This is a genomic window from Deltaproteobacteria bacterium, from assembly GCA_026388545.1.
In the GTDB taxonomy this organism is placed as follows: domain Bacteria; phylum Desulfobacterota; class Syntrophia; order Syntrophales; family UBA2185; genus JAPLJS01.
This window is the reverse complement of sequence record JAPLJS010000114.1, coordinates 17,524-35,460: the sequence shown is the minus strand read 5'-3', so window position 1 is coordinate 35,460 and position 17,937 is coordinate 17,524. Positions and strand designations below refer to the sequence as shown.

26 protein-coding genes are annotated in these 17,937 nt (G+C 45.3%); all 26 read right to left on the bottom strand.

The annotated features are described in order from the left end of the window. Window position 1: 1 nt before the first annotated feature. The 26 genes from rplO to rpoC all read right to left on the bottom strand — a co-directional run bounded on the left by rplO (window position 2) and on the right by rpoC (window position 17,869). A complete protein-coding gene (rplO, locus tag NTW12_14145; GenBank protein MCX5847472.1) occupies window positions 2–445 on the bottom strand; it encodes a 50S ribosomal protein L15 in 444 nt (147 codons plus the stop codon). Further along, window positions 442–639 carry a 50S ribosomal protein L30 gene (rpmD, locus tag NTW12_14140; GenBank protein MCX5847471.1) on the bottom strand — a complete coding sequence of 66 codons (198 nt, stop codon included), beginning with the start codon at window positions 637–639 and terminating at the stop codon, window positions 442–444. Before rpmD ends, rplO begins: the two co-directional genes overlap by 4 nt. A gap of 89 nt (window positions 640–728) precedes the next feature. Then, on the bottom strand, window positions 729–1,223 hold the full coding sequence (gene rpsE / locus NTW12_14135; GenBank protein ID MCX5847470.1) for a 30S ribosomal protein S5: 495 nt from the start codon (window positions 1,221–1,223) through the stop codon (window positions 729–731). A gap of 30 nt (window positions 1,224–1,253) precedes the next feature. After that, window positions 1,254–1,619 (bottom strand): 50S ribosomal protein L18, encoded by a 366-nt coding sequence (gene rplR / locus NTW12_14130; GenBank protein ID MCX5847469.1) that lies wholly within the window; start codon window positions 1,617–1,619, stop codon window positions 1,254–1,256. A 54-nt stretch (window positions 1,620–1,673) separates the two neighbouring features. Further along, window positions 1,674–2,213: a 50S ribosomal protein L6 gene (gene rplF, locus NTW12_14125; protein ID MCX5847468.1), complete on the bottom strand. Its 540-nt coding sequence runs from the start codon at window positions 2,211–2,213 to the stop codon at window positions 1,674–1,676. 44 nt (window positions 2,214–2,257) lie between these two features. Then, window positions 2,258–2,659 carry a 30S ribosomal protein S8 gene (gene rpsH / locus NTW12_14120; protein MCX5847467.1) on the bottom strand — a complete coding sequence of 134 codons (402 nt, stop codon included), beginning with the start codon at window positions 2,657–2,659 and terminating at the stop codon, window positions 2,258–2,260. Between the two features lie 20 nt (window positions 2,660–2,679). Beyond that, on the bottom strand, window positions 2,680–2,865 hold the full coding sequence (locus NTW12_14115; protein ID MCX5847466.1) for a type Z 30S ribosomal protein S14: 186 nt from the start codon (window positions 2,863–2,865) through the stop codon (window positions 2,680–2,682). 34 nt (window positions 2,866–2,899) lie between these two features. Next, complete coding sequence (gene rplE / locus NTW12_14110; protein MCX5847465.1) at window positions 2,900–3,439, bottom strand: 50S ribosomal protein L5; 540 nt, start codon at window positions 3,437–3,439, stop codon at window positions 2,900–2,902. 11 nt (window positions 3,440–3,450) lie between these two features. Beyond that, a complete protein-coding gene (gene rplX / locus NTW12_14105; protein ID MCX5847464.1) occupies window positions 3,451–3,771 on the bottom strand; it encodes a 50S ribosomal protein L24 in 321 nt (106 codons plus the stop codon). 23 nt (window positions 3,772–3,794) lie between these two features. Further along, the gene (gene rplN / locus NTW12_14100) at window positions 3,795–4,163 is read right to left on the bottom strand and encodes a 50S ribosomal protein L14 (GenBank protein ID MCX5847463.1); all 369 of its coding nucleotides are present in this window, start codon (window positions 4,161–4,163) and stop codon (window positions 3,795–3,797) included. A 71-nt stretch (window positions 4,164–4,234) separates the two neighbouring features. After that, window positions 4,235–4,492 carry a 30S ribosomal protein S17 gene (gene rpsQ, locus NTW12_14095; protein ID MCX5847462.1) on the bottom strand — a complete coding sequence of 86 codons (258 nt, stop codon included), beginning with the start codon at window positions 4,490–4,492 and terminating at the stop codon, window positions 4,235–4,237. Then, on the bottom strand, window positions 4,489–4,686 hold the full coding sequence (gene rpmC, locus NTW12_14090; protein MCX5847461.1) for a 50S ribosomal protein L29: 198 nt from the start codon (window positions 4,684–4,686) through the stop codon (window positions 4,489–4,491). The genes rpsQ and rpmC overlap by 4 nt, the downstream gene beginning before the upstream one ends. Continuing rightward, complete coding sequence (rplP, locus tag NTW12_14085; protein MCX5847460.1) at window positions 4,683–5,099, bottom strand: 50S ribosomal protein L16; 417 nt, start codon at window positions 5,097–5,099, stop codon at window positions 4,683–4,685. Before rplP ends, rpmC begins: the two co-directional genes overlap by 4 nt. A 157-nt stretch (window positions 5,100–5,256) precedes the next feature. Beyond that, window positions 5,257–5,910: a 30S ribosomal protein S3 gene (rpsC, locus tag NTW12_14080; protein MCX5847459.1), complete on the bottom strand. Its 654-nt coding sequence runs from the start codon at window positions 5,908–5,910 to the stop codon at window positions 5,257–5,259. Between the two features lie 19 nt (window positions 5,911–5,929). After that, window positions 5,930–6,262, bottom strand: coding sequence for a 50S ribosomal protein L22 (rplV, locus tag NTW12_14075; GenBank protein ID MCX5847458.1), 333 nt, complete (start codon window positions 6,260–6,262; stop codon window positions 5,930–5,932). A 39-nt stretch (window positions 6,263–6,301) separates the two neighbouring features. Continuing rightward, on the bottom strand, window positions 6,302–6,583 hold the full coding sequence (gene rpsS, locus NTW12_14070; GenBank protein ID MCX5847457.1) for a 30S ribosomal protein S19: 282 nt from the start codon (window positions 6,581–6,583) through the stop codon (window positions 6,302–6,304). Window positions 6,584–6,586: 3 nt separating this feature from the next. Further along, window positions 6,587–7,408: a 50S ribosomal protein L2 gene (gene rplB, locus NTW12_14065; GenBank protein MCX5847456.1), complete on the bottom strand. Its 822-nt coding sequence runs from the start codon at window positions 7,406–7,408 to the stop codon at window positions 6,587–6,589. Between the two features lie 21 nt (window positions 7,409–7,429). Next, complete coding sequence (rplW, locus tag NTW12_14060) at window positions 7,430–7,717, bottom strand: 50S ribosomal protein L23 (protein MCX5847455.1); 288 nt, start codon at window positions 7,715–7,717, stop codon at window positions 7,430–7,432. Then, a complete protein-coding gene (gene rplD / locus NTW12_14055) occupies window positions 7,717–8,340 on the bottom strand; it encodes a 50S ribosomal protein L4 (GenBank protein ID MCX5847454.1) in 624 nt (207 codons plus the stop codon). The genes rplW and rplD overlap by 1 nt, the downstream gene beginning before the upstream one ends. A gap of 21 nt (window positions 8,341–8,361) precedes the next feature. Next, a complete protein-coding gene (gene rplC, locus NTW12_14050; GenBank protein ID MCX5847453.1) occupies window positions 8,362–8,994 on the bottom strand; it encodes a 50S ribosomal protein L3 in 633 nt (210 codons plus the stop codon). A 100-nt stretch (window positions 8,995–9,094) separates the two neighbouring features. Next, window positions 9,095–9,415, bottom strand: a complete 321-nt coding sequence (gene rpsJ / locus NTW12_14045) for a 30S ribosomal protein S10 (protein MCX5847452.1) — start codon at window positions 9,413–9,415, stop codon at window positions 9,095–9,097. Window positions 9,416–9,441: 26 nt separating this feature from the next. Continuing rightward, a complete protein-coding gene (tuf, locus tag NTW12_14040) occupies window positions 9,442–10,635 on the bottom strand; it encodes an elongation factor Tu (GenBank protein ID MCX5847451.1) in 1,194 nt (397 codons plus the stop codon). 42 nt (window positions 10,636–10,677) lie between these two features. After that, the gene (gene fusA, locus NTW12_14035) at window positions 10,678–12,768 is read right to left on the bottom strand and encodes an elongation factor G (protein ID MCX5847450.1); all 2,091 of its coding nucleotides are present in this window, start codon (window positions 12,766–12,768) and stop codon (window positions 10,678–10,680) included. Window positions 12,769–12,796: 28 nt separating this feature from the next. Then, window positions 12,797–13,267: a 30S ribosomal protein S7 gene (gene rpsG / locus NTW12_14030; GenBank protein MCX5847449.1), complete on the bottom strand. Its 471-nt coding sequence runs from the start codon at window positions 13,265–13,267 to the stop codon at window positions 12,797–12,799. A 14-nt stretch (window positions 13,268–13,281) separates the two neighbouring features. Next, window positions 13,282–13,653, bottom strand: a complete 372-nt coding sequence (rpsL, locus tag NTW12_14025; protein MCX5847448.1) for a 30S ribosomal protein S12 — start codon at window positions 13,651–13,653, stop codon at window positions 13,282–13,284. Between the two features lie 61 nt (window positions 13,654–13,714). Then, a complete protein-coding gene (gene rpoC / locus NTW12_14020; protein ID MCX5847447.1) occupies window positions 13,715–17,869 on the bottom strand; it encodes a DNA-directed RNA polymerase subunit beta' in 4,155 nt (1,384 codons plus the stop codon). Window positions 17,870–17,937: the final 68 nt, after the last annotated feature.

Here is a 17,937-nt window from a genome sequence, read left to right as displayed (position 1 = left end):
ATCAAATAACCTCTATGATCGAACCGCCGGCGTTCACTATCTTTTCTTTTGCTCCACGACTTATCATGTCAACCTTTATTGACAGAGGATAATCTATGTCTCCCTTGCCCAATACTTTGATAGTGTCCCCTTTTCTCTTTATCAGCCCAGAACTTATGAGGGAATCTTTATCAATGAGAGAACCCTCGGGGAATTTCTTCAACTGCTCTATATTGACGATAACAATCTCCCTACGGAAGGGATTGCGAAATCCTCTTTTTGGCAACCTTCTTGAAAGGGGCATCTGTCCCCCCTCAAATCCAGGTCTGACTCCTCCACCTGAACGGGCATTCTGACCTTTATGTCCCTTGCAGGATGTGCCTCCATGTCCAGATCCATCACCCCGGCCAACCCTTTTTTTCTTTTTCCTTGAACCCTCTGGCGGTTTTAATGTGCCTAAATTCATTCCTTGATCCCCTCAACCTCTTCCATGAACACCAGATGACTGACCTTACTAACCATGCCCCGAATTTCAGGTGTATCCTTGAGCAGAACGGTCCTGTTCAATTTTCCCAGCCCCATCCCGCGAAGTACCTGCCGTTGCTTCTGTGGCCTGCCTATATAACTTTTCACCAGCGTTATCTTAAGCTTTTTCTCCACGACTTACTCCTCACTATAGCACATGCTGAATTTGACGACTTCGCAAAAAAGTCCATTATTAGCGGTGGTTACGACTTTTTACGAGGCAATCAATTTTCAGAGCTACTTTTCCCTCTCATTGATGATATTTCCGCCGGGTCTTTCAATTGACACAAACCATCGATAGTAGCCTTGACCAGGTTATGTGGATTGTGCGAACCTAAACATTTTGTCAATATGTTATGGACTCCCGCAACTTCAAGAACCGCTCTTACAGCTCCTCCCGCAATGAGACCAGTTCCTTCGGAAGCAGGCTTTAGGAGAACTCTCCCTGCACCAAATTTCCCAATGACCTCATAGGGAACCGTTCTATTAGAAAGAGCAACCTTGATCATGCTCTTCTTGGCCTTTTCCATGCCCTTTCTAATCGCCTCCGGAACTTCATGGGCCTTTCCGAGACCGGCCCCCACAGATCCTTTTCCGTCGCCTACAACAACTATCGCACTGAACCTGAACCTTCGCCCGCCTTTAACAACTTTAGCAGTTCTGTTAATCGCTATTACTCTGTCAAGAAGTTCTAATTCTTCCATATCTTTATTCAACAACCGTTCCCTTCAAGTATTGAGCCTAAAAATCTAAAACTTTAACCCTGACTCCCTGGCTGCATGAGCAAGCGCTTCAACACGCCCGTGGTAGAGGTACCTTCCTCTGTCAAAGACAACGTGTTCGATACCTATGGCCTTCAATTTTTCCGAAACAAGCTTCCCAACTTCCTTCGCTGCATCAACTTTCTTTAATCCATCAAGGGTGCCCTTTATTTCTTTACTCAGAGTTGAGGCTTCAGCCAGTGTCCTCCCAACGTCATCTGCAATGGCCTGAACATATATATGTTGAGCACTTCTGAACAAAGAAAGACGCGGCCTCGTCTCCGTACCGTATATTTTCCCTCTTACCCTCTTTTTACGTTTAATCCTAATCTTTTCTATTTTCTTCGATGCCAATGCTTTACCCCTTATACGTTCAGTACTATGCCGTTCACCACGCTTTTAAATGATTTAAGCACCAACGGACTTACCTACTTTCCTTCTTACCTTTTCACCAGCATACCGTATCCCTTTTCCCTTGTAAGGTTCCGGTTTTTTCAAGTCCCTTATTTCGGCGGCAACTCTCCCCACAAGTTGCTTATCAATGCCGGTGACGACAACATTCACCTGTTTATCAACCTTTACATCTATTCCCTGAGGAATCTTGAATTCTACGGGACTGGAATATCCCAGAAGCAACTTGAGGATGTCGTCTATTCTCTCCGCGCGGTATCCAATACCGGACAGTTCAAGACTCTTCTGAAAGCCAACACTAACACCCATCACCATATTTGCCGTCAGTGTCCTCACAAGACCATGATACGCTTTTTCTTTTCTGCTCTCAGAAAGCGTCTTCACCTCTATAGCCCCATTATTAACCGTAACCTCGATGCCGTGGGGTATTTCCAAAGACAGATTCCCCTTGGGGCCCTGAACCTTAATGGTCGATTTGTCCTGACTTATACTCACCCCTTCAGGAATTGCAATGGGTTTCTTACCGATTCTTGACATTGAATAAATCTCCAGAGACTAAGTAACCACGTTCAATAATTTCTCTACCAAACATTGCAGAGAATTTCGCCACCCACCTTCGACTCACTCGCTTCTTTATCTGTCAATACTCCCTTCGATGTGGAAAGGATAGCGATACCATAACCATTTAATACCTTCGGGATCTTTTCACCTTTCACATAAACCCTTCTTCCAGGTTTACTGATCCTTTGAATACCGGTAAGGACTGACTTCTTCGCGTCAGCATATTTAAGGTATATCTTCAATACCTGATGTCCACGTGCATCTTTCTTTATATCATACCCGCTGATGTATCCCGATTTTTTCAAGACTTTGGCAATATTGAGACTAATCCGGGACAATAAGACATCCACACTTTTAAATCGTACCCTGTTGGCATTACGAATTCTTGTCAACATATCAGCAATAGGATCTGTCATCCCCATATATTACTCCTTATAAAAAATTACCAGCTCGACTTAATAACTCCGGGAAGTTCACCCCTTAGGGCGAGGGTTCTCAGACATATTCTACACATATCAAATTTTCTATAGTAAGCTCTCGGCCTCCCGCAAAGGGGACAACGGTTATAAACCCTCACTGAAAATTTTGGATTCCTTTTCGCTTTTGCAATCAGGGATTTCTTTGCCACACGTATTCCTCCAAATATTTTTCCGTTTTCCGTATCAATTTCTGAACGCTACACCCATGAGCTTCAGAAGTTGCCTCGCTTCATCGTCCGTCTTAGCCGATGTTGCGATTACAATATTCATTCCTCTTATCTTATCAATCTTGTCATAATCTATCTCAGGGAAGATGATCTGTTCCTTCAATCCAACAGCGAAATTCCCTCTCCCATCAAACGATTTCGGCGATATTCCCCTGAAATCACGGACCCTTGGAAAAGCAACGTTCACAAGTCTGTCAAAAAACTCATACATCCTGTCTCCCCGCAGAGTAACCCGACATCCTATAGACATTCCCTGCCGAAGCTTAAATGTGGCAATTGACTTTTTCGCCTTTGTTATCACAGGTTTCTGCCCGACGATCATGGAGAGATCTGCAACTGCACTATCAAGGGCTTTTATATTCTGAATCGCCTCACCAACGCCCATGTTTACCACAATTTTTTCAAGTTTCGGTACCTGCATGCGGTTTTTATAATTAAACTCCTTAATTAACGCGGGTACAACCTCTTTTATATAATAATCTCTCAGCCTAGCCATTTTTTCTTGACCTATGTATCCAATATCTCGTTGCATTTTTTACAAACTCGGGACTTTCCTCCATCTTCCAGGATTTTGTATCCCACCCTGACACCTGTATCGCACTTGTTGCAAAGGAACATTACATTAGAGATGTTGATCGGCCCTTCTTTCTCAACAATTCCCCCTTTCCCCTTCGCATCCGGCTTTTTATGCCTCTTAATGAAGTTCAGCTTCTCGACAACCACCTGGTCTTTATCGCTCACTATCTTCATAACCTTACCGGTTTTTCCCTTTTCTTTACCGGCTATAACTTTCACCATATCGCCTTTTTTCAGTCGTTTGCCCTGCATTTCCTATACCCCACTCTCTCCCGTTATAACACCTCGGGTGCAAGAGAAATGATCTTCATAAACTGTTTAGCCCGCAGCTCTCGAGCCACCGGACCAAAAATCCTCGTCCCGACAGGTTCCAGTTGATTAGTTATCAGGACAGCGGAATTATCGTCAAATTTCAGGTACGATCCGTCAGGTCTCCTTACTTCTTTTGCGGTACGTACGACAACCGCCTTCATAACATCCCCTTTTTTGACCTTCGAATTCGGAAGTGCCTCCTTGACAGACACGACAATTATATCACCAACGCTTGCATACCTTCTTTTCGACCCGCCAAGAACCTTAATGCATGCAACTCTCTTTGCACCTGAATTATCTGCCACATTTAAGATAGTCTGCATCTGAATCATGATATCACCCTGCCCCGTTCAGTAATCTTTCTCACTGACCAGAATATTTCCTGTTAGCTTTCAGCTTTTAATTATTTGGCCCTTTCGAGTATTGCACGCATTCGCCACCGCTTTTCCCTACTCAATGGCTTCGATTCGACGATGAGTACCTTATCACCAATATTACAGCTATTTTCCTCATCGTGGGCTTTATACCTGACATATCGTCTTATATACTTATGAAACTCGGAATGCTTGACCAGCCTCTGCGCACGGACAACAATTGTCTTGTCCATCTTATTGCTGACTACCACACCTTTAATAACTCTCTTATTACTGCGCTCCCTCATGTCTGTTGAACCTCCCTTTCCCTCAGTACCGTCTTTATACGCGCAATGTTCTTTCGCACAGAGCGCATCATGGCAGGAGATTCCAGCTGTCCAGACGTATGTTGCAGCCGAAGCTTGAAAAGTTCCTCAACAAGCTCTTTATTTTTCTGTACTAACTCATCGTTACCAATATCTTTTATCTCTTTAATCTTCACCCAACCATCTCCCTTGATAGAAACTTAGTCGCGATGGGAAGCTTATGAGAGGCCAGCCTGAAGGCCTCACGGGCAACTTCTTCCGAAACCCCTTCCATTTCATAGAGTACAACTCCCGGTTTAATAACTGCAACCCACGCTTCCGGTGCTCCCTTTCCCTTTCCCATACGGGTTTCAGCCGGTTTTTTGGTTATTGACTTATGAGGAAATATCCTTATCCAGATTTTCCCTCCCCGCTTTACATGTCGGGTCATGGCAACACGCGCAGCTTCAATTTGCCGGGCCGTGATCCAGCCGCACTCGGTGGCCTGAAGGCCATATTCACCAAAGGCTACAGAACTTCCTCTGGTGGCCTTGCCACTCATGCGACCCCTCTGTATCTTTCTGTACTTAACCCTCTTTGGCATCAACATAATTCAACAACCTCTTTACCTCTCCCGCACTCGATTCTTCTTACCTAAAAAAATTGCGAGACCTTTGAAAAACTCGCTAAAGAGGTTCTGAGAATATAATTAAGCCACAATGAATCCCTTTAGCGAAATTCTCAATGCGATGTGATCTTCAAACCTCTCACACCGATCGTTCTTTCTTTTTCTTGCCTGGCAATACTTCTCCGTGGAATATCCATACTTTTACACCAATAAGTCCATAGGCCGTACTCGCCTCTGCAAACCCCCAGTCAATATCGGCCCGCAGGGTGTGCAGGGGTACTCTTCCTTCTCTGTACCATTCCGACCTCGCCATCTCAGCCCCACCGAGCCTGCCGGCACAACCTACTCTGATTCCTTTGGCACCGAATTTAAGCGAAGAGGTTACACATTTTTTCATGGCCCTTCTGAAGGCAATACGTCGTTCAAGCTGAAGGGCAACATTCTCAGCAACAAGCTGTGCATCGACTTCCGGTTTGCGCACTTCAAGGATGTTGATAATAATCTCGCTTGTTGAAACCCCTTCAAGCTCTTTCTTCAACTTTTCAATTTCTGAGCCCTTCTTGCCTATAATAATTCCCGGACGAGCTGCATAGATGTTGACCTTAGCCTTGTTGGCAGCCCTTTCTATCTCTATCCTTGAAACACCCGCGTGATACAGTTTCTTTTTCAAATATTTTCTGATCTTTATATCCTCATGTACCAACTCAGCATAATTCCTCTCCGAAAACCACTGTGATCGCCACGTCTTTATACCGCCCACCCTGAAACCGATCGGGTTTACCTTCTGCCCCAACCTCTCACCTCCTCAAATTCTACTCTTCATCTAAAATAACGGTTATGTGACTCATTCTTTTTCTTATCGCTGCTGCTCTTCCCTGAGCCCTTGCCCTCCATCTCTTCAGCGAAGGCCCCTGATCCACATAAATCTCCTTAACATAAAGGATGCTCTCATCTATGTTAGGATTCTGCTTTGCGTTGGCAATGGCGGATTTCAAAACTTTATTGACAACACCCGCAGAATATTTTCTGGTAAATTGGAGTATCTTCTTCGCCTCTTCAATATTCTTCCCCCTGACTAAATCCACCACCAATCGCGCCTTCTGAGGAGAAACCCGAATATATTTGGCAATTGCTTTTGCTTCCATAACACTAAACTCCAGACCGCTGATCTCAGCTTAAGCTTATTATCTACGCACCTTTGTTTTCCGATCACCTGCATGGCTGAAAAAAGTTCTCGTTGGTGCAAACTCGCCGAGTTTATGTCCCACCATGTTTTCCGTGACAAAGATCGGAATAAACTTCTTCCCGTTATGCACTGCAAAGGTATGCCCTATCAATTCAGGAGTAACTGTTGAACGGCGAGACCAGGTCTTCAAAACACTTTTACTTCCCGATTCTTCAGCTTTCCTGACCTTTCCGAGAAGTTTCTCATTGATATATGCCCCCTTCTTAATTGAACGCGCCACCTTTTAACCCCTTCTCTTCACAATGTATTTATCAGACTTTTTATTTGTCCGCGTTTTATGCCCCTTTGTCGGAACACCCCACGGTGTGCAGGGATGCCTTCCTCCCGATGATTTGCCTTCCCCCCCGCCCATAGGATGGTCGACGGGATTCATAACCACGCCCCGCACCTTGGGACGCTTTCTCAACCACCTTGACCGTCCGGCTTTGCCAATACTTATATTCTCATGATCAATATTCCCTACCTGCCCGATGGTTGCCTTACACTGGAGCAAGATTTTTCTCACCTCTCCGGAAGGGAGTCTCACCTGGGCATACCCTTCCTCCTTGGCCATAAGTTGCCCATATGTCCCCGCAGATCGGATCAACTGGCCTCCACGGCCAACCTTGAGTTCCACGTTATGAATAAGAGAACCGAGTGGGATATTTTTCAGAGGAATCGTGTTTCCCGGTTTAATGTCCGCTTTTTCAGAACTTATGATAGTATCCCCTACCACGAGTTTTGAGGGGGCAATGATATACCTCTTCTCACCATCGAGATAATGCAGCAATGCAATTCTTGAGCTTCGATTGGGATCATATTCCACTGATGCTACTTTGGCAGGAATTTCCACTTTGTCACGCCTGAAATCAACTATCCTAAACCGCCTCTTATGACCACCACCAATGTGCCTGCTCGTCATCCTTCCATAGCAATTACGTCCCCCTGTTCCTTTCAGAGGAAGAAGCAAACTCTTTTCAGGCTCTGTTCGTGTAATTTCCTCGAAGTCTGAGCATGTCTGAAACCTTCTGCCCGGTGATGTGGGTTTATATTTCCTTATAGCCATCCGACCCTATCTCTCTTCCTTTTAGACACCTTCATGTATTTCAATACGACTGCCGGGGGCAAGGGTGACAACCGCCTTTTTCCATGAACGCTTCTCACCCAGAATCCTCCCAACCCTCTTTTTCTTTCCCGTCACATTCATGACATGAACATCCAAGACCTTTACTTTAAAGAGCTTTTCCAACGCTTTGGCAATCTCTATCTTGTTTGCCCTTCGATCCACTTCAAAGATATACTTATTGCTTTCGTCTTTTGCAATGGTACTCTTTTCAGTAATCAGCGCCCTTCTAATAATGTGATACATATCCATTATGATAATAACGCCCCTTCAATCATCTTCACAGATGGTTCAAAAAGAACCACGTGATCATAGTTCAGAAGGTCATACACATTAATTCCCTCTGATCGTATCAATTTGATTCCCTGTATATTTCTTGACGATTTCTCCAAAACAGGATTCGATTTATCCATAACAAGCAGGACTTTTTTCAAACCGAATCGATCAATAACCTCTTTGAATTTCTTTGTCTTGATCTCATCCATGGGGAAATCCTTCAAAATCAACATCCGCCCCTCTTTGACCTTCATACTGAGTGCCGACATTAAGGCCAGTTTCCTGACTTTCTTCGGAACTTTGTATGCATAACTCCGCGGTTGGGGTCCGAACACAACTCCGCCACCTCTCCACAGGGGGGATCTTATTGTGCCGACTCTTGCCCTTCCTGTACCTTTCTGGCGCCACGGTTTCCTACCGCCACCCCTGATTTCCTGTCTTCTTTTCGTTGATGCGGTTCCAAGCCTTCTTGCCGCCATCTGCATTCTCACGACATCATACAGGACCGCTTCATTGACCTCCACGTCAAAGACAGCATCACTCAATTCGATCTCCGACACCCTGTTATTTTCAATATCATATACCCCGGCAACCGGCATTTTATCCACTCCAGATCCTGTTTAACCATCCATTTTGATAGCTTGCCTGATGATGACAACACTATTTTTGCATCCCGGAATCGATCCCTTAACTAAAATCAGATTCCTCTCCGGCCTTATGCCCATAACCAACAAATTCTGTACCGTTTTTCTCACATCTCCCATATGTCCAGGAAGCTTTTTCCCCTTGAGGACTCTTGATGGTTCTGCACTTGCTCCAATGGAGCCAGGCGCCCTGTGAAACATCGATCCATGAGTTGCCCGGCCGCCGCTGAAGCCATGTCTCTTTATAACACCGGCGAACCCCTTTCCTTTCGTGGTTCCCACGACATCCACTTGGTCGCCAACCTGAAACATATTGACCTTCAATTCCTGCCCTAACTCATAACTCGCCGTTGCAGTTCTAAACTCTCTGAGAACGCGGAAAAATCCTTTATCCGCTTTTTTGCAATGGCCCTGTATGGGCTTTGTCACATTTTTCTGCCGACTACGGCCATAACCCAGTTGTATTGCATCATAGCCATCTGTCTTTTGTGTTTTTTTCTGAATAACAACGGATGGTTCCGCTTCGATGACCGTTACCGGAACAGATCCGCCGTCTTCTGCAAAAATTTGTGTCATGCCTAACTTTCTGCCGATCAGTAACTTCTTCATGTTCTTCCCACAGTATTTTTAAATAAATGACATTTATACCCATTACACGAGACAGTAAAACGACAGATGACTCGTTATTCTGGTGCCTTATGCATGTGATCTATAATTTTATCTCGACATCCACTCCGGAGGACAGGTCCAGTTTCATAAGAGCATCTACCGTCGATTGCGTCGGCTCAATGATATCGATGAGTCTTTTATGCGTCCTGATCTCAAACTGCTCTCTTGATTTTTTATCCACATGGGGCGACCGATTGACGCAATATTTGTTGATCTCGGTCGGCAGCGGTATTGGTCCAGCCACACGAGCACCGGTTCTTTTTGCCGTCTCAACAATATCCTCAACAGACCGGTCAAGGAGTTTGTAATCATATGCCTTGAGGCGGATTCTTATTTTTTGATCTTTCTTTTGATCTTTCATAGACTCTTTCTACTTATAATATGTTTTTATTCAATTATTTTACTAACCACACCGGCCCCAACAGTCCTTCCGCCTTCCCGGATGGCAAACCTGAGCTGCTCTTCCATGGCAATCGGGGTAATTAACACTACTTCCATCTCTACGTTGTCGCCGGGCATTACCATTTCCACACCCTCAGGCAGCGTACAAATTCCCGTAACGTCAGTGGTTCTGAAATAGAACTGGGGACGATAACCGTTAAAGAAGGGTGTATGCCTCCCACCCTCTTCTTTGGTAAGGATGTAAACAGCTGCTTTAAATTTTACATGGGGGGTTATTGATCCCGGTTTTGCTACAACCTGGCCTCTTTCAACCTCTTCACGCTTGGTACCCCTCAAGAGAACACCGACGTCGTCGCCTGCCCTGCCTTCGTCGAGGGTTTTGCGAAACATCTCAACCCCTGTGCACACTGTCTTAAACGTCGGTCTGAAACCAACTATTTCCACTTCATCTCCCGTTCTGATAATACCTCTTTCCATTCTGCCGGTCACCACCGTGCCCCGACCTGCTATGGAAAATACATCTCCAATGGGCACAAGGAACGGTTTATCCAGATCACGAGCAGGCTCGGGGATATACGAATCGACGGCATCCATTAACTCCCAAATAGACTTGACATCGGGATCATCCGGATTCTCGGCCTCCAGAGCCTTTAAGGATGACCCTCTTATGATGGGGATTTCGTCACCGGGAAATTCATACTGGGTCAGCAATTCTCTTAATTCCAGTTCCACCAGATCAAGGAGTTCCGGGTCGTCCACAAGATCAATCTTGTTCAAATAGACCACAATATAGGGAACCCGAACCTGTCTTGCGAGAAGTATGTGCTCTCTTGTCTGGGGCATGGGACCGTCTGATGCAGCCACAACGAGAATAGTTCCATCCATGTGAGCAGCCCCGGAGATCATGTTTTTGATATAGTCCGCGTGACCCGGACAATCAACATGGGCATAATGTCTTTTTTCTGTTTCATACTCTACGTGGGCAACATTGATGGTAACTCCTCGTTCCCTTTCTTCCGGTGCATTGTCTATAGAATCAAAAGGTCTGAACTCGGCGAATCCCTTTTTACTCAAGTGTTTCGTAATTGCAGCCGTCAGAGTGGTTTTGCCATGATCGACGTGCCCAATGGTCCCGATATTCACATGTGGTTTCTTCCTTTCAAACTTCTTCTTCGCCATCTCCATTACCTCCTTTTTAAATACTTCGTTTGTTCACTATACTTATGATCCCTCATCGAATGACTTTATTCTGTCAATAACCAGCTTTGCCTGACTTTCGGATACGGCAAGGTAATTCAGAAAACGCATGGTAAAAGTCGCCCTTCCCTGTGTTTTTGATCTGAGATCAGTGGCATAACCGAACATCTCAGCCAGAGGAACCTCAGCATTAATGGCTTCTAAAGAAGGTCTTGACTCAATGCTGACAATCTTTCCCCGCCTTGACGTAAGATTACCAATAACATCACCCATGTACTCTTTGGGAACCACCACCTCAACAGACATTATTGGCTCCAGAAGGATCGGGTGCGCGCGTTTTACCCCACTTTTAAATCCCATGGAGGCCGCTATTTTAAACGCCATATCCGAAGAATCAACATCATGATAAGAACCATCTACAACACTTACAATCACATCAACCATGGGAAAGCCTGCCAGAACACCCTCTTCCATCGCCTCGACAATACCTTTTCCCACCGCCGAAATATATTCACCGGGGATTACCCCCCCAATAATTCTATTCCTGAATTCAAAACCACTTCCAGGTTCGTTGGGTTCAATCTCCAGCCAAACATGGCCATACTGCCCCCTGCCCCCGGACTGCTTAACGAATTTGCCTTCTGACCTGACACTTTTTCTGATTGTCTCTTTATATGCCACCTGCGGATTACCGATATTGGCGCCCAATCCAAACTCTCGTGAAAGTCGATCGACAATAATCTCAAGATGTAATTCCCCCATCCCCGATATCAGGGTTTGACCTGTCTCTTTATCGACCTTAATCCTGAAAGAAGGATCCTCACGGGCAATTTTCCCCAGCGCTACACCCAGTTTTTCCTCATCTGCTTTCGTTTTTGGTTCTATGGCTATAGCGATAACCGGATCCGGAAACACCAGGGTCTCGAGCGTAAGGGAATGGCTCATATCACAAAGGGTGTCCCCCGTTGTCGTCAGATTCAATCCCACAGCCGCAGCAATATCACCGGTGCGGACCTCTTTAATATCTTCTCTTTTATTGGCATGCATCTTAAGTATGCGTCCCATTCGCTCTCTTTTTTTCTTGGACGCATTGTATACATAAGACCCTGCCTTCATGACACCTGAGTAAATCCTGAAGTAGGTCAACTGTCCTACATAGGGATCTGTCATAATCTTAAAGGCCAAAGCTGAAAACGGGGCTTCATCGCTGGCAGCCCTTTCAATATCCTCCCCTCCTGTACCCTTACCAACCACCGGAGGCATATCCAAGGGGGAGGGAAGATAAGCGATAACCGCATCTAAAAGAGGTTGAACACCCTTGTTTTTGAAGGCAGAACCACACAACACCGGAGTCGCTTTCAAGGACAATGTGACTTTTCTTATGACACTCATGACTTCTTCAGGTAAAAGATCTTCTTCATTTAAATATTTTCTCATCAGGCCCTCATCATAATCGGCGAGAAACTCGATGAGTTTTTCTCTTTCCTCGCGGGATACATCAATGAGTTCAGGAGGAATTTCACCAACGGTAAATTCGGCACCTAAAGAACGGTCATCATAGGTAACGGCTTCCATGCGGACAAGGTCTATAATCCCCCGAAAGCTATCTTCGGCTCCAATGGGAATCTGAATCGGAATTGGATGCGCACCCAACCGATCCTTGATAGAAGCAACGACCTTCCCGAAATCGGCCCCCACCCTATCCATTTTATTGACTAAGATAATCCGCGGAACACGGTACCTGTCCGCCTGACGCCACACTGCTTCGGACTGGGGTTCTACCCCACCGACGGCACAGAACAGGGCAACAGCACCATCTAAAACTCTCAAAGATCTTTCAACTTCAATTGTAAAGTCCACATGACCGGGCGTGTCTATGATGTTTATGCGATGATTTCTCCATGTACATGTGGTAGCCGCTGAGGTAATGGTAATTCCCATCTCCTGTTCCTGTTCCATCCAGTCCATGGTGGCTGTACCATCATGGACCTCTCCCATCTTGTAGGACTCACGGGTATAATATAAAATCCGCTCTGTTGTTGTTGTCTTCCCGGCATCGATATGTGCCATAATACCGATGTTGCGAAGATTATGTAAAGGAACAGTACGTGCCAATTATATTCACCAAAACCTTCAAGAAAAGCTAAAACCGGTAATGGGCAAACGCTTTGTTTGCCTCTGCCATCTTGTGAACGCCTTCTTTCTTTTTGACAGAAGTACCTCTGTTGTTGGCGGCATCGATCAACTCTGCTGCCAGCTTTTCTCTCATGGTTTTTTCGGCACGTTCTTTTGAATGGAGAATTAACCAGCGAATTGCCAGAGCAACCCTTCTGCCCGGCATAACTTCCGTTGGTACCTGATACGTAGACCCACCTACACGCCTTGATTTTACTTCTATCACGGGCTTGACATTATTTACAGCCTTTTCAAAAACTTCCACCGGTTGTTCTTTCGTCCTCTTTTCAATGATATCGAAGGCCCCGTAGAAAATAGACTCCGCAATGCTTTTTTTGCCCTTCCTCAAAAGACTATTAATAAATTTCGCCACAAGTTTATTGTTATACTTGGGATCTGGTATTACTTCTCTTTTGGTAATCTCTCTTCTTCTCGGCATAACCTGACTCTCACTTAGCTCGGCTTTTTAGCCCCGTATTTTGATCTTCCCTGCTTTCTGTCCTGAACTCCGACGGCATCCAGCGTACCCCTGATGATGTGATACCGAACACCAGGAAGATCCTTTACCCTGCCACCCCTCACTAAAACAACGGAATGTTCCTGAAGGTTATGGCCCACTCCCGGTATATATGATGTTACCTCGTAACCGCTCGCGAGACGAACTCTTGCGACTTTTCTTAAAGCAGAATTTGGCTTTTTGGGCGTAGATGTATAAACCCTGACACAAACTCCTCGCCTCTGCGGGGACCCGGCTAAAGCGGGTGTTGTAGTTTTCTTTTGTATCTTTGTTCTTCCCTTGCGAACCAATTGATTTACTGTCGGCATCACTCCTCCCAGAATCTTCTCAACTAATTAACTATCCTCTGCAGTAAAAGGAATATAAGTATCAATTCGCAGCTTGGATGTCAAGCTTTTTCTCAATTAATTTTTCATCCAATTCATGGTTTTCCACTTCGAGGGAACTTTCATCTTCTACTGTTTTGATGCCCAGCTTCCTGTACATAGAAAGACCAGTACCAGCCGGTATCAGTCTCCCCATTATGACATTCTCCTTGAGCCCCCTTAAGTAATCTATCTTTCCAGCAAGAGAAGCCTCTGTAAGAACACGCGTTGTCTCCTGGAAGGATGCAGCGGATATGAAACTCTGCGTACTCAGAGATGCCTTGGTAATGCCCAGAAGCATGGGTTCACCGATAGCCGGTCTTCCAGCTCTGGCAATGACCTTCTCATTCTCTTCCTGGAAGCGATGTCTCTCTACCTGCTCATCGGCTATGAACGATGTATCGCCCGGATCTTTTACTTTTACCCTGCGCAACATCTGGCGTACTATTATTTCCATGTGCTTGTCGTTGATCTTCACACCCTGAAGCCTGTACACCTCTTGCACCTCATCCACCAGGTACCGGGCCAATGCCTTTTCACCTTTAATCGCAAGGAGATCATGAGGATTATGAACACCATCCATCAGGGCCTCACCTGCCTGAACCCTGTCTCCCTCCTGGACACTGACATGCTTGCCTTTAGGAATGAGATATTCCTTTTCTTCTCCCACATCCGGGGTAATAACGATTTTTCTCTTTCCCTTCGCGTCTTTGCCGTATGATACGGAACCATCAATCTCGCTTATGACTGCGAATTCCCTCGGCTTTCGAGCCTCAAATAGTTCAGCCACCCTGGGAAGACCTCCCGTTATATCCTTGGTTTTCGTGGTTTCCCTTGGAATTTTCGCAACACTGTCACCTGCCTTGACCTTATCATTCTCAGAAACGACAATATTGGCTCCTACAGGCAAAAGATACCTTGCCACCGAATTCGTACCAGGAATCCTGGCTGTCTTACCTTTCTCGTCTTTGATCGAAACTCGTGTACGTAAATTAGCGCCCTTATATTCGACGATCACCTTTCTTGAAAGACCGGTTACTTCATCAACTTGCTCCTGCATGGTCTTTCCCTCAATGATGTCACCATACTTTACAATACCGTCAACCTCAGCAAGTATCGGTATGGAGAAAGGATCCCATTCAGCAAGCAAATCTCCCCTCTTTACATTGCTGCCATCCTTGACCTTAAGGTGCGCCCCATAGGGGACCGTGTATTTCCCGCGGCTCCTTTGCTGTTCATCAAGAACATGAATTTCTCCATTTCTGTTCATGACAACAAGATCCTGCCCATGACTTTTCACTGTATTGAGATTCACATACTTTATCGTGCCATCATGCCTTGCTTCAAGGGTAGACTGTTCCTCAAACTTTGCAGTACCGCCAATATGAAATGTTCTCATTGTGAGCTGGGTTCCAGGTTCACCGATGGATTGGGCGGCAATAATACCTACAGCCTCTCCAATATTGACACGATGACCGTGGGCCAAGTCTCTCCCATAACACATAGCACAGACACCATGCTTTGATTTACATGTCAGAACGGATCTTAAGTTTACCCTTTCAATACCGGCCCTATCAATTTTTTCTGCAAGGGCTTCATCAATTTCCTCGTTTGCATGGACGAGGATTTCAGCGGTAAAGGGATCTCTTATCTCTTCAAGAGCAACCCTACCGAGAACTCGCTCTCCCGCTGTTTCGATAATCTCCCCACCTTCCATAAGGGCAGAAACATTAATACCGTCGATAGTACCGCAATTAATCTCACTGATAATACAATCCTGGGCTACATCAACAAGCCTTCTGGTGAGATATCCTGAATTGGCAGTTTTGAGGGCGGTATCGGCAAGACCTTTCCTGGCGCCATGGGTAGAAATAAAATATTGAAGAACAGTAAGACCTTCCCGGAAGTTCGCCGTGATCGGAGTTTCAATAATTTCCCCTGACGGTTTGGCCATCAATCCCCTCATCCCTGCAAGTTGCCTGATTTGAACGGCACTCCCTCTCGCACCGGAATCGGCCATCATATAGATAGGATTTAAACTTTCTCCCTTTCTCTTCATCCCGGAGGGGTCTTCACTTTCCTCCGCTCCGATACCAATCATCATCTCAGCGGCAATCTTTTCTGTCGCCTGTGCCCATATATCGATAACCTTATTGTAACGTTCACCATCCGTGATAAGACCATCCATATACTGTTTCTGTACTTTTAAGACTTCCCCGTCGGCCATAGCGACAATATTTTTTTTATTCTCCGGAATAACCATATTATGGATGGCAATCGAGGCCCCCGAAGTCGTAGCATATTTGAATCCTAAATCTTTCAGTCGATCTGCCAGCAACACCGCTGTTTTGGCGCCACACATCCTGTAACAATTGTCAATGATATTTGCCAGTTCTTTCTTATTCATCAATTTATTAATGAAATCAAACGATATCTCTTTGGGTATACTCTCATAAAGAACAACTCTGCCAACAGTTGTGTCCTTCAGTTCACCCCCAATACGAACTTTTATCTTAGCGTGAATATCAACAGCATCCACGTCGAGGGCACTGCGAACCTCTTCAGGATCCGAAAAGATCATTCCCTCGCCTTTTACACCGGATCTGACCCTCGTTAAATAATAAATCCCGAGAACAATATCCTGACTGGGGTTAATAATTGGTTTCCCACTTGCCGGAGAAAGGATGTTATTCGTTGACATCATCAGGACTCTGGCTTCTGTCTGAGCCTCAATAGACAGGGGAACATGCACAGCCATCTGGTCGCCATCAAAATCGGCGTTAAATGCAGTACATACAAGAGGATGGAGTTGTATCGCCTTTCCCTCTATGAGAATCGGCTCAAATGCCTGAATGCCGAGTCTGTGCAGGGTGGGGGCTCTGTTCAGCATAACTGGATATTCACGAACCACCTCATCCAGTGCATCCCATACTTCCGCACTTTCCCTTTCCACCATCTTTTTTGCACTTTTCACAGTCGTCACATACCCCTTTGCTTCAAGGCGGTTATAGACGAACGGTTTAAAAAGTTCCAAGGCCATCTTCTTCGGAAGACCGCACTGATGAAGTCGGAGATCCGGTCCCACGGTAATGACGGAACGTCCTGAGTAATCAACCCTTTTCCCAAGGAGGTTTTGTCTAAATCTGCCCTGCTTTCCTTTTAACATGTCGGAGAGGGATCTGAGGGGCCTTTTATTGGAACCGGTAATGGCCCTCCCCCTTCTCCCATTATCAAAGAGGACATCAACCGCTTCCTGGAGCATTCTCTTCTCATTTCTAACGATGATTTCCGGGGCATTTAATTCCTGCAATCGTTTCAAACGATTATTCCTGTTTATTACGCGCCTGTAAAGATCATTGAGGTCAGATGTGGCAAAACGACCGCCATCCAAAGGCACTAACGGTCGCAAATCTGGAGGTATAACAGGCAAGACGGTAAGAATCATCCATTCAGGTCTGTTTGTCTTGGATTTTTTTAGGGATTCAATTACCTTCAATCTTTTAACAATCTTTTTCCTTTTGGTATCAGAAATGGTTGATTTTAACTCCGCGCGGAGTTCTTCATCGGTTTTTACCAAATCAATTTCTTCAAGAAGTTTTCTGACAGCTTCGGCTCCAATTCCAACTTCAAAAGCATCTTCACCATACTGCTCTTTTAATTCACTTACCTCTTCCTCAGAAAGGAGTTCCTTTTTCCTCAACGGTGTATTCTTCGGATCTATAACAATCCAAGACTCAAAATAGAGGACCTTTTCAAGTTCTTTGAGGCTTAAATCGAGGACATTTCCAATTCGGCTTGGAAGACTCTTGAGAAACCAGATGTGAGCCACCGGTGTTGCCAAAGTAATATGACCGAGTCTTTCTCTACGGACTTTTGACTGGATAACTTCCACACCGCATTTTTCACATACAACCCCTCGATATTTCATCCGCTTATACCGGCCGCAGAGACACTCATAATCCTTTACAGGACCGAATATTTTTGCACAAAAAAGCCCATCTCTTTCCGGCTTGAATGTCCTGTAATTGATCGTCTCAGGTTTTTTAACCTCACCATGGGACCACAAAAGGATCTTATCCGGCGAAGCAATTGACATTTTAATTGCACTAAACCTGATGGGGTCTTTCGGTTTTTCAAAATAACTGAAAATGTCTTCCACTATTTATATCTCCTGATTATTATCACCCGCATCCGGCGAGTAATAGTGTACCATCTAATTATATTTTC